At 52.5% G+C, this 10,487-nt stretch carries 5 protein-coding genes and 1 tRNA gene; all 6 read right to left on the bottom strand.

Annotated features, from left to right (window positions below; genetic code table 11):
• Positions 1 to 648: 648 nt before the first annotated feature.
• Positions 649 to 2,172, bottom strand: coding sequence for a RagB/SusD family nutrient uptake outer membrane protein (locus tag C233_RS0111215; RefSeq protein ID WP_018667689.1), 1,524 nt, complete (start codon positions 2,170 to 2,172; stop codon positions 649 to 651).
• 132 nt (positions 2,173 to 2,304) lie between these two features.
• A complete protein-coding gene (locus C233_RS0111210) occupies positions 2,305 to 5,343 on the bottom strand; it encodes a SusC/RagA family TonB-linked outer membrane protein (protein WP_018667688.1) in 3,039 nt (1,012 codons plus the stop codon).
• A gap of 174 nt (positions 5,344 to 5,517) precedes the next feature.
• Positions 5,518 to 5,599, bottom strand: a tRNA-Leu gene (locus C233_RS0111205).
• An 80-nt stretch (positions 5,600 to 5,679) separates the two neighbouring features.
• Complete coding sequence (locus C233_RS0111195) at positions 5,680 to 6,711, bottom strand: S41 family peptidase (protein ID WP_128081885.1); 1,032 nt, start codon at positions 6,709 to 6,711, stop codon at positions 5,680 to 5,682.
• A gap of 52 nt (positions 6,712 to 6,763) precedes the next feature.
• Entirely contained in the window at positions 6,764 to 7,624 is an 861-nt protein-coding gene (locus C233_RS0111190) for a DUF3316 domain-containing protein (RefSeq protein WP_018667686.1), read from the bottom strand.
• Complete coding sequence (locus C233_RS0111185) at positions 7,596 to 10,310, bottom strand: DNA gyrase/topoisomerase IV subunit A (RefSeq protein ID WP_018667685.1); 2,715 nt, start codon at positions 10,308 to 10,310, stop codon at positions 7,596 to 7,598. The genes C233_RS0111190 and C233_RS0111185 overlap by 29 nt, the downstream gene beginning before the upstream one ends.
• Positions 10,311 to 10,487: the final 177 nt, after the last annotated feature.

Raw genomic sequence — 10,487 nt, 5'->3', positions numbered from 1 at the left:
ATACTTTTTTCATATGCTTTTTAAATACACTTTTTAAATATGTCTCTTATACACTTTTAAATATCTTTTTTTCATATACTTTTTAAATATGCTTCTTATACACTTTTAAATCTCCTTTTTTTCATATCCTTTTAATACGTTTATATGTTTTCTAAACCGGATAATGAATTAGGGCTTTCTCAGTTATAGCCTGAAAGGCTCTTATCTCCGAGCCCGGGGCAACGCCCCGGGTGTATTGCATATTATTAACATTGCGCCCTGTAAGGGCAAAAGCCTTATATGTGCTTCTTTTGCCCTTACAGGGCGTAAAAAAACAGAGGGCTTTTTTTGTACCCGGGGTGTTCCCCGGGCTTAGAGCTAACAGGCTTTCAGCCTTAGTTTACTTTATCATGTCACATGGTGCTAATCGCTAATTATGAGTTGTTCATTACGAATTACCAATTGTTAATGGTTTATTACTAACGATTTGTCACAAATGGTTCATTGCTAACGGTTCATTACTAATCATTCGTTGCTAATCATTTGTAGCTAATCATTTGTTACTAATACTTCATTACTAATCGCTAATTGCCACTCCTTAGCCACCACGTACAACTCGTTACTCACTCACCACTACTCACTCACCACCAACAACTGACTACCCATTATTTAGTAATTAGGATTCTGTACCAATACCCCGTTCGATTTGTCAATCTCGTCTTGCGGCAGCGGCAGCAGGGCATTCTTGTCCTGGTAATTCTTCCCGGCGGCCTGGAGCACTTCTTTGGCAATGCCCCAGCGTACGAGGTCGTAGAAGCGGTCGGGTTCCAATGCCAACTCTACACGGCGTTCGTGGCGAATGGCATCGCGTAGTGTACCTTGGTCGGTAGAGGTGACTTTGGGCAGTATGCTACTGTCCGTACCGCGTGCATGGGCGCGTACTTGTTCCAGGTAACTGGCAGCCTCGCCCGGGATGCCTTTTTCATTGGCGGCTTCGGCGGCCATAAGCAATACGTCCGGATAGCGGATGAGGCGGATATTTACCCAGAAACCGTCTTTGGTATATTTCTTGCGCAGTTCGGGTTCGGTATATGCCTTCTTGTTGAAGTAGGCTCCCATGGCGGTGGATACGGGCGATTCGCCGTAAGGCTTGTTGGTGTTTTCCGGGGTAATGGGCTCGTCGATGCTCCGGCGAAAGTAGAGCAGGGTGGCGTCTTTACGCGGGTCGCCGGGTTCGAATGCCTGGCCTATCAGGGTAGTGCCCATGTGCCAACCCCAGCCGAGGTCCCACTCTCCGGCTCCGCGCACGCCTTGTACCTGGCAGAACTGGCTGCCTATGACGTCGCTGTTTTTTAGGGCGTCGGTCGATTCGCACTGCAACTCGAAGATGCTTTCGCCGCAGTTCTCGCCTTCGACGGTAAATACTTTATCTACCGGGGTATTCAGGTTGTAGATGCCGGACTTGATGACATCGGTGGAGGCATCGTACATATTGTCCCAGTCGTTGCGCATCATGTAAGTACGGGCGTGCAGCGAACGGGCGGCTCCCCACGTGATGCGTCCGGTGTACTCGGAAGTCCACGTAAGCGGCAGGCATTTCTCGGCTTCCGCCAGGTCTTTGTCTATCTGCTCGTATATCTTGTCCGCAGTGGTCTTGGGTACGTTGGCGTCGGCTGCTTCCTTTACCTTGAAGGTTACCAGGGGCACTTCTCCCCAGGCGCGTACGAGGTTGAAGTAGCAGTAGGCGCGGAAGAACAGCGCTTCGCCTTTGGTGCGCACATTATCCAGCTCGTCTTTGTGCTCGCTGTTTTCCAGGTCGTCCAGGATTTCGTTGCACTGGTAGATGATTTTATAGTTCTGCCCCCAGTAGGCGCTGAGCGTGCCGTTGGATGCCGTGTACTGGAAGTCGTCCCACATAGCTGCCTGGTCGGCGCCGTCGCCGGCATCGCTCCCTTTCTCGGAATCCTCGCTGCGCACCATGTGCACCATGAAGGCGGGGATGCCGGCGGTGATGTTGTAGCTGCGCATCAGGTAGTACACGTTGTACATCTTTCCGCCGATAAGGGCGTTGGGGGCGTCGTCCTCGGTGAACTGTCCCAGCGGGTCGCGGTCGAGGAAGTCGTTGCAGGATGCCAGGACGAAAGTGGCGAGCATGCCTGTTATCAGGGTTGAAATCTTATCTTTCAGTTTCATAATTGTTGTTTTTGGTTCGCCGCAGCGGACGCCGGGTTTCACGATGTTTTTTCGATTGGAGCCTTACCGGATGTACGGCAAAATAAATCGCGGAACTCTGTGAGACTCTGCGTACTCTGCGGTGAATTGTTTTTAGAATGTCAGGTTGAATCCGAATGTATAAACGGCGGGCATGGGGTAGCTGCCGTCGTCTACGCCGAAGGCGATGGCCGTACCGCCCAATTCGGGCGTGTAACCGGTGTTGTGCTTCCAGGTTTTCAGGTTCTGGATGTTGACGTAGAGCTTCAGCGCTTGCATGCCGATTTTGGAAATCAGCGTCTTGTCGAAGTTATACGCCAACTGCACGTTGCGGATGCGGAAGAAACTGCCGTCTTCGATGTAGTACTCGGAATTCATGGCGTTGATAGTGTGCTTCGTATTCAGCAGGGGTTGGGTGTTGCTTGTGCCCGGTCCGTGCCAACGCCCCATACGTTGCTCCATGAAGTTGAACTGGCTCCAGTTGTAATTGTCCCAGGTACGGAATATCTGGTTGCCGCCCTGTCCCATCATATCCATGCCGAACTCCCAGTTCTTATAGCTTACGCCGAGGTTGATGCCGTAGGTAACGTCCGGGGTGGGGTCGCCTATCAGGGTACGGTCGGCAGTGGTTATTTCGCCGTTGCCGTCCACATCCTTGAATTTCAGGTCGCCCGGGGTAACGGTTGCCAGGGTATTCTTGGGGGAGGAGGCTATCTCTTCGTCCGTTTGGTACACGCCTTCTACTTTGTAGCCGTAGAAGTATCCGATAGGATATCCTGCCATGGTGTAGCTCTGGCTTTTGTCGCCGGCGATAATGGAGTATCCCTCTTGTACCAGGCTCAGTACTTTGTTCTTAATCGTAGTGAGGTTGGCGCCTACGTTATATCCCCAGTCGCCGATTTGGTCGCGCCAGTTAACGGCGAGCTCCACTCCTTTGTTCTCTATGGAGCCGAGGTTACCGATGCCCGGAACCGTGCCGGAGATGCCCGGTACTTCTGCCAGCAGGTCTTTGGTGGTTTTCTTGTAGTACACCCCTTCGAAGTGCAGGCGGTTGCGGAGGAAGTTGGCTTCCGCACCCGCTTCCCAGGCTTCCACTTTCTCCCAGCGAAGATTGGGGTTGGGTAGGTAGGACAACTGGTAGCCGGGGTAGATAGCGGACGGCTTGCCGAATACCGCCGAGTAAGCGTTGGTAAGCAGCGGTTCGGCGGGATAGGCTTTGTCCAGGTTCTGGTTGCCGAGCGTACCCCATGAGCCTTTCAGCTTCAGCATGTCCAGCCAGGTGATGTCTTTCATGAATTCTTCTTCGGACATCAGCCAGCCTGCACCGATAGAGTAGAAGTTCTGCCACTGGTTGCCGGTGTAGGAGAAGGCCGAGGAGCCGTCGCGACGGAACGAGCCGTTGAACAGGTATCTGCCCTTGTAGTTATAGAGTACGCGCCCCAACATGGATACGGTGCTGCGCTCCCACTGCTTGCTTTCATTGGTGGCGGTTGCGGCATCGCCGATGCTGATGTACCATTTGTCGGGATTGTCGGGAATAACCAGGCCGACCCCTTGCGTACGTTCTCCGCCCAGCATTTCCAGTTTATTGTAATAGGTAGTGAAACCGGCCGTGGCGGTCAGGTTGTGTTCGCCCCAGGTATTGGTGTATGTCAGCAGGTAGTCGCTTTGTACTTTGGCCTCTGTCTCCTTGGTCTGTTTGATTCCGGTCTTTCCGTTGCCGAGGGTTACGATGTTGCCCTCGGCGCTGCTGTCGAATACGGTGATGATAGGCGTATAGGTGCGGCTGCTGTTGGAGGCGTAGTCCATGGAGTACATTACTTTGAACTGGAAGTTTTTCAGGAAGTCCCACTGGGCATATACGTTGCCCGACGCGCGGTAGTTCTCCGCACGGGTGGTATTGGCTTTTAAGTCCACATCCACCATAGGGTTGTTCATCTGTGCTTTCTGGAAGCTGGGCAGGGTGGTGTACAAACCGTATTCCGCATTGTATACAGGGGCTACCGGAGCGGCACGGAGAGCTGTTGCCACGCTCTTGGTGTCGGCGGGCAGTATGCGTGCGCCGTTGAACTGGAAGCCTACCTTGAAGTTGTCTGTAACTTTATAATCATTGCTTACGTTCAGCGTTACTTTGCTGTACTTCTCGTGCTTGATGCTGCCCTGTTCGTAGGCATAGCCCGCACCGAGGTAGAAGCTGTGCTTGGCGGAGGCACCCGTTATGCTGATGTTGTTGTTGGTAATGAATCCGGTCTGGAAGATTTCGTCCTGCCAGTCGGTATTGCCCGTCCACGGGGCGAAGTCGAATTCGGGGTTTCCTTCATTCCTTAACTGTTCGTTGTAGAGTTCCTTGAAGCCGGCGGCATCGACTAAGGCAACCTTGTCCGTTACGGTTTTGAAGCCGAACGAGCCGTTGATGTTGACGCGTGTCTGCCCTTCTTTGGCTTTCTTGGTGGTGATGATGATTACGCCGTTGGCTCCGCGTACGCCGAAGATAGCGAGGGATGACGGGTCTTTCAGGATTTCCATGGACTCGATGTCCTGCGGGTTGAGGAAGTTGATGTTGTCGTTGAACAGACCGTCTACCACATACAGCGGTTTGTAGCCGTTGATAGAGTTGGTTCCGCGCACGCGTATCTCGGGGTCTGCACCGGCTTTGCCGGAGTTGATTACCTGTACGCCGGCTATCTTTCCCTGCAAGGCGGCTACGGGGTTCACTACGGGCTTGTTGGCGATTTCATCGCCTTTTATGTTGGTGATAGAGCCGGTAAGGTCGCGCTTCTTGGCGCTGCCGTAACCGATAACGACCGTTTCGGCAAGCATTTGCGAGTCGTCGCGCATCTGTACGTCGATAATGCTCCGGTTGCCTACCTTGATAGTTTGTTTCACCATGCCTACGTAGGAAAACTCCAGCGTAGCTTCGGGAGGTACTTGAATGGAATACTTTCCGTCGATGTCCGTAATGACACCGTTGGAAGTGCCTTGTTGCAGCACGGAGGCTCCGATAAGCGGTTCGCCCGCCGCATCGGTCACCGTGCCCGCCACTCTTTTGTTTTGAGAGAAGCCAGGAGCCGCCACTAGGAGCAGGCATGCTGCCAGGAACAGATTCTCCAGCCAAAAGGCTCTCTTCATAGGAAGCTTAGGTTTTTTCTTCATTGCATAAAAATTTAGTGGATAACTAACTCGATTGTTTCCTCTGAAACAATCGGAATGCAAAAAAGATTTCGGACCTTTGTATATCGCCGGTTTTTAACATACCCGCGTAAAAAAAGCTCCGGGAGACGGATGCTCCCGAAGCTTTCTTACTACTTATAAAATTATGAAATCATGTGCGGGTGATAGGACTCGAACCTACACGCCTCACGGCACCAGATCCTAAGTCTGGCGCGGCTGCCAATTACGCCACACCCGCATGGTGTTTTCCGTTCAGCGGTGCAAAGATAGGAAGTTTTCCCGGTTTTACAAGCGAAAGGATGAAGAAAGTTATCCTATTCACTCCGGCGTCCATTCTCCTTTGAGGAAAGCCCGTGCCTTTTCGATGATAGTGTCTATGTGGTTCGCCTCGTCCGTTTGGTCTATATCCACTTCGATGTCCGGGTCTATTCCCCATTCTATCTGCTCCATGCCGGCGCTGAGGTGCGGGCTGGCGGAGAAACGTACCGTCCACCCGTTGGGCAGCTCGGAGGTGAAGGGCATGCCGGAACCACCGCCGGTCTTGTCGCCCATAATCGTGACGTTGGGCAGGCAACTCATCTGGTTGACGAAATCGTTGGTGGCGCTGTACGAGCGGCGGTTGGTAAGCACTACGACTTTCTTTTGCCAGCGTATGCTGTTGCTGGGTTCCAGCTCTATGGGGTAGGGGTCGGAGAAGTCGTTATGCCCCTTACCTGTTTTGTGGAGGATGTACCCGGTAAGCACTTTTTCATTGGTGAAGCGGGCGGCGATGCGTGTGGAGTTCGTTACGTTGCCGCCGCCGTTGCTGCGCACATCGATGATAAGGCCGTTGCATACGGCAAGATAGGAGAGTATCTCGTCCAGATTTCCGTCGCCTATGCCCGAGGAGAAGCTCTCGTAGCGCATATAGCCGATGTTGTCTTCGAGTATCTTGTACTTGACGCCTGCGGCGGTGCGGTAATCGGTGCTGGCTTTTCCCAGGTAAGTGTCTTCTACGATGTCTTCGCGGAAGTTGCGCGGGTAGTCCTGATACCATGCATCGTAGTAAGATACGTTATGGGCGGAAGCCAGGTTGACATGCCCGTCTTGCAGCTCGTTGAGCATATTGCCCAATACTTCGAACAATCCTTCGCTGCTCATTGTGTTGGTAATGAGCTTACTGTACTTGTCGTATACGGCATCCCAGTCTATTTGCTTGTATTCCAGGAAGCAGTACTGCTCGTCGATAATCTTCCACAGTGCCTCGAAGTTCCCCTGCGGGGTATCGGCCGCCTCTTCTTCGCGGATGCAACTGCCCGGCAAAAGGAAGGCGATAACGAGCACCGCTGTCTTTTTCAGAAATCCTATCATCTTGTCATTCACCATTTATCACTCTCTGTCGCTTTACCGTTTCATCATTCCGTTATCTTTTCTTCTTGTTTTTCAGCAGGTACAGCTCTTTTACGAAGCCTACCATGAATACGTGCGAGTAGGTATGCGTCTTTATATCGTTTACTTTGGATTGCTGGGCGTCCCATACGTAGGCGAAGCGCATTTTGGCACGTCCCACCGGGAAGTCCGCCGTGAGCATCTGCCGTAGCGACGGCTGGTTGTGCAATGAGGTGAACTTCACGACTCCGCTGCCGTTGCCCAGCGAGAAGATTTCGTAGTACGACTGGCCGTAGTGCGGCGAGAACATAACGCCCATTAACGGCAGATTGACCTGGTAGCGCAGCGTCAGCGGGTAGTTCTTTATCCGCAGGTTCCAGATAGCCATGCCTGAAGCGTCCAGGTTGATGTAGGCGCGTGCCGATGCCGGATTGTTGGTGTTGCGCAGGTTGTAAACGAAACCGCCGTTCAGGTCGGCAAGGCCGCCGGCAAGCAGCTTGAAGTTATCCGTTATGGGGAAGTTGTAGTGCAACCCGTAATTCCAGTTTGCCAATGCGGAGAATGTATTGTTGTTGTCCACCTTGTTGTGGGTATAGCCGAGGTCTGCCTGGAAGAAGCTTTGCAGGGAAAGCCTGCCGTCCATCCATTTGGTCATGCGCATACTCTCGCGCGAGACACGGAAATCGATTCCGGTATATTCTTGCGGGGACAGGTAGGTGTCGAATACATTCGTGAAACCTACGCCGTACATGGTGGCACGGGTTACGAGACGGCTTTTCTCCATGCCTTCTGCTTCTGCAGGAAGCTGTGCCTGCATGGTTCCGCCGCATAGCAGGAGAACCAGGCAGATAACCGGCGCCGCCCATTTAGGTAGTTTCGTTTTCCTTGTCGTCATCATCGTTAGAGAACAGTTTCATTTGCCCGGTCAATTCGTCCAATATGTCGCTCTCGCTTTTCCCGTGGTCGGGGTCCAGGATTTCGGCTTCTTCCGTTTCGGCATTTTCGTTGGTCTGCCGGGTTTCCCGCCGGCGGGTGGGCTCTAATTCGTTGATAGTGTCCAGCGTATAGGTGGTCAGCCGCTTTCCTTTGGCCTTGAAACCTTTTACGGCGATAAACTCGTCCGCTTCGATTACCAGCGGCTCGCGGAAGCTGTCGTGCCCGCCGAAGATAACTTCCAGCCGCGGGTAGTATTCGTCCGTCAGGAGGATAAGGCGGTTGGACTTGTTCTCGCCCAGGTAGTTCTGCTTGCGGCTGCTCGCCTCGAAACAGAAACGTTTGATGTACGGATAGTTCTGCTGGTCGGCATCATAGAGGACGGCAGTCCATACCTTGTCCGCCTCGTATTTTTCCAGTACCCGTATGTTGTCTTCGTAGTGGTTGTTCACATCGAAATTGCTGGTATAGAACTCACCGCTGTTCAGTACCACCAGGATTTGCTCGTCGCTCTGGAACTCGCCGAGGTATTCGCCGCGACCGTCGTAGTTGAGGCGCAGCACGTCCTGGTCGAACCATACTTTCCGTCCGCCCAGCGTAGAACCGCCGCGTTGTTTCAGGGCTATCTTGTGAACCGGGTTGCGGGTGAGTATATTTCCCATGGCCTGGCGTCCCTTGATATTTATCTGGCTGAAATCTTCCTCGAAGATTATGCGGCGTATGCGCGGGTTGGGCTTGAGCGTTACTTTGATGATTTCCGCCTCGCCGTTGGGGTTGGCGGTGAAATATACGATGCGCGAGTCGGGCGTGCCTTGCGTCACGTCGTACTCGCGGTCGCGCACTACGGAAGTTACGGCGAAACGCTTGATGTAATGCGTACCTTCTTTCCCGTCGCGGTAAACGACGTTGTAAATGGTGCGTTTGTCGTTCTTCTTGAATACGTTGGCGTAGAGTATGTTCTTGCCCACGAACTTCTTGTCCGCTACCGGCGTTATGATGTAGCGTCCGTCGCGGAAGAAAACGATGACATCGTCGAGGTCGGAGCAGTTGGCTATGAACTCGTCTTTCTTCAAGCCGGTGCCGATAAAGCCTTCCTCGCGGTTGATGTATAGCTTCTCGTTGGCTTCCACCACCTTAGTGGAGTCTATCGTATCGAAGTTACGCAGTTCCGTGCGGCGCGGGAACGCCTTGCCATATTTCTCTTTCAGCATGCGGAACCAGTCTACCGTGTATTCCACGATGTTAGCCAGGTGGCGGTCTATCTCCTCGATATCCGCTTTCATGCGGGCAATCAGTTCTTCCGCCTTGTCGGAATTGAATTTGAGGATACGCGCCATTTTTATCTCCATGAGTCGGAGGATGTCCTCCTTGGTCACCTCGCGGATGAATGTGGGGTAGTAAGGCGTCAGGCGCTCGTCGATGTGCTCGCAGGCGGCATCCATGCTCTTGGCTTGCTCGAATTCCTTGTCTTTATAGATGCGTTCTTCGATGAATATCTTTTCCAGTGAGGAGAAGTGCAGGTTTTCCAGTATCTCGCCTTTCCGTATTTCCAGTTCCTGCCGCAGCAAGGCCTGCGTATTGTCTACCGACTTCTTCAACACATCGCTTACGGTGAGGAAGTGCGGCTTCTGCTCGTCGATAACGCAGCAGTTGGGCGAGACGCTTACTTCGCAGTCCGTAAAGGCATACAGCGCATCGATTGTTTTGTCCGACGACACGCCGGGGGCGAGATGTACCAGTATCTCTACGCTGCCGGAAGTAAGGTCTTCTACTTTTTTTATCTTGATTTTTCCTTTTTCGCTTGCCTTGACGATAGAGTCGCAGACGCTGGCTACCGTCTTTCCGTAGGGTATTTCCCGGATAACGAGCGTTTTGTTGTCTGCCTTTTCAATTTTGGCGCGTACACGTACGGCGCCGCCGCGTTCGCCATCATTGTATTTCGATACGTCGATGTTACCGCCCGTCTGGAAGTCAGGGTAGAGTCTGAATTCTTCGTCGTGCAGGTATTTTACGGATGCGTCACAAAGCTCGTTGAAGTTGTGCGGCAGTATCTTGGACGAAAGTCCTACGGCAATACCTTCCACGCCTTGCGCCAACAGCAACGGGAACTTGACGGGCAGTGTCACCGGTTCTTTGTTTCGTCCGTCGTACGACAGTTTCCATTCGGTCGTTTTGGGATTGAACACCACATCAAGCGCAAATTTGGAAAGGCGTGCCTCTATGTAACGGGGGGCGGCTGCGCTGTCTCCCGTGAGGATATTACCCCAGTTTCCCTGGCAGTCGATGAGCAGGTCTTTCTGGCCGAGCTGCACCAGCGCATCACCGATACTGGCATCGCCGTGCGGGTGGAACTGCATGGTGTGCCCCACGATGTTCGCCACTTTGTTGTAGCGCCCGTCCTCCATACGTCGCATGGAGTGCAGGATACGCCGCTGCACGGGTTTCAACCCGTCCATGATGTGGGGTACGGCACGTTCCAGGATTACGTACGAGGCATAATCCAGGAACCAGTTCTGGTACATTCCGCTCAGTTGGTGCTTGATGTTTGCATCGTTCGTATCCGCAGGTTTATAATCCGAATGTATTTCGCCCCCTTCCGGGAGTTCTTTATCCAAATCGTCTTTCGGTCCTTCAAAGTCTTCGCTCATATTTGTTCGGGAATTGTCTATTCATGAATAACTGCCGGTTTTAGGCAGGTTGCAGGCAAAAATACGAATTATATTCCATTAAAGAAAACCTATGTAGGAGTTTTTTGAAGCTGCGCTTTCTGCAGGGTTTATGAGTTATCAGGGCGATTTTTCCGGATTACGGAGATACGTATCGGT

This window comes from Bacteroides gallinarum DSM 18171 = JCM 13658, assembly GCF_000374365.1.
In the GTDB taxonomy this organism is placed as follows: domain Bacteria; phylum Bacteroidota; class Bacteroidia; order Bacteroidales; family Bacteroidaceae; genus Bacteroides; species Bacteroides gallinarum.
The sequence above is the reverse complement of the archived record's forward strand: the minus strand, read 5'-3'. Positions and strand labels throughout refer to the sequence as shown.

Excerpts from the sequence above, each read along its gene's own strand:
- C233_RS0111215 (WP_018667689.1), bottom strand. The coding sequence starts at position 2,172 with ATGAAACTGAAAGATAAGATTTCAACCCTGATAACAGGCATGCTCGCC.
- C233_RS0111210 (WP_018667688.1), bottom strand. The coding sequence starts at position 5,343 with ATGAAGAAAAAACCTAAGCTTCCTATGAAGAGAGCCTTTTGGCTGGAG.
- C233_RS0111190 (WP_018667686.1), bottom strand. The coding sequence starts at position 7,624 with ATGACGACAAGGAAAACGAAACTACCTAAATGGGCGGCGCCGGTTATC.
- C233_RS0111185 (WP_018667685.1), bottom strand. The coding sequence starts at position 10,310 with ATGAGCGAAGACTTTGAAGGACCGAAAGACGATTTGGATAAAGAACTC.
- C233_RS0111195 (WP_128081885.1), bottom strand. The coding sequence starts at position 6,711 with ATGATAGGATTTCTGAAAAAGACAGCGGTGCTCGTTATCGCCTTCCTT.